The sequence below is a fragment of the Pseudoalteromonas sp. S3178 genome (assembly GCF_005886985.1).
GTDB classification, from domain to species: domain Bacteria; phylum Pseudomonadota; class Gammaproteobacteria; order Enterobacterales; family Alteromonadaceae; genus Pseudoalteromonas; species Pseudoalteromonas carrageenovora.
In genome coordinates, this window is record NZ_PNCW01000104.1 from 1 (window position 1) to 1,231 (window position 1,231).

Here is a 1,231-nt window from a genome sequence, read left to right on the forward strand (position 1 = left end):
TGGACTTCCCAGCTTTCGCTAGACAGTTTTTAACTCAGAATAATACGCTTCTTCAAACTTAGCTGGTGAAACACCGCCTGTATGTGAGTGGCGCTTTTTTGGATTGTAAAACATTTCTATAAAATTGAATATCTCAGCTTTCGCATTTTCGCGTGTCGAGTATATCTTACGCTTAACTATTCGCTTTTTAATTGTCGCAAAAAAGCTTTCAGCAACCGCATTATCATGACAGTTCCCAGCGCGGCTCATCGAAGGCACAAGATTGTGTTCTTTCATAAATGCGAGATAGTCAGCGCTACCGTATTGGCTACCTTGATCACTATGCACCATTACCTGAGCCTTCGGTTGACGTTGATATACAGCCATCAGCAGTGCGTTTAGAACAAGGTGCTTGTCTATATTTTTATCCATCGACCAACCCACAATACGCCTAGAGAATAAGTCCATTACTGTTGCCACATATAAAAAACCTTCATAAGTTCTTATGTAAGTTATGTCGCTCACCCATGATTGATTTGGTGCTGGCGGGTTAAATTGGCGCGCTAATAAGTTATCTGCAATCCGCGATGTCTTACCGCCTTTAATATGGCGACGCTTATACCCAATTTGCGCTTTTAGTTTATGTTGGCGCATGATCTTAGCTACGCGATTAACACTACATTGCTCACCAGCTTCACGTAAATCTGCGTGTATCCAAGGACTACCGTAAGTGCCACCACTGGCAACGTAAAACTCTCTAATAAGCTTAAGCAAACGATTATCTTCGATTGCTCTGTCACTCAATGGCTTCTTTAACCATGCATAAAAACCACTGCGATGCAGTTTAAAAATGCGGCACATCGCCGTGATAGAAAACTCATCTTGGTGATCACGAATGAAGCCGTACTTTACTCGGGGTTGCTGGCAAAGTACCTTGCGGCCTTTTTTAAAATATCCCGTTCCTCCGTGACACGTTTCAATTGTGCTTTTAATTTAGCGATCTTCAATTTTTCATCGGATGATTGAACGGCTTTAGGTTTATCTGATAATTGGCTCCGCCAGTGATATAGCGTTTTGGTAGAAATATCTAATCGTTCAGCGACTTCTGCAACTGAATATCCGCGCTCAGTAATTTGTTTAACAGCCGCTTCTTTAAACTCTTGGGTATAACGCTTGCCGTTGCTCATAAAACACCTCTTTTTAGAAGTTACAATGTAACTCATTAAGTGTCTAGCAAACTGTGGGAAGTCCA

1 protein-coding gene is annotated in these 1,231 nt (G+C 41.7%); it reads right to left on the reverse strand.

The genetic code is table 11. From position 1 onward, the window contains the following. Positions 1-18 precede the first annotated feature (18 nt). A protein-coding gene (locus CWC11_RS19990; protein WP_138684097.1) for an IS3 family transposase occupies positions 19-1,166 on the reverse strand; the annotation gives its coding sequence in 2 pieces (ribosomal slippage) (positions 19-929 and positions 929-1,166; 1,149 coding nt in all). Between the last annotated feature and the right edge of the window lie 65 nt (positions 1,167-1,231).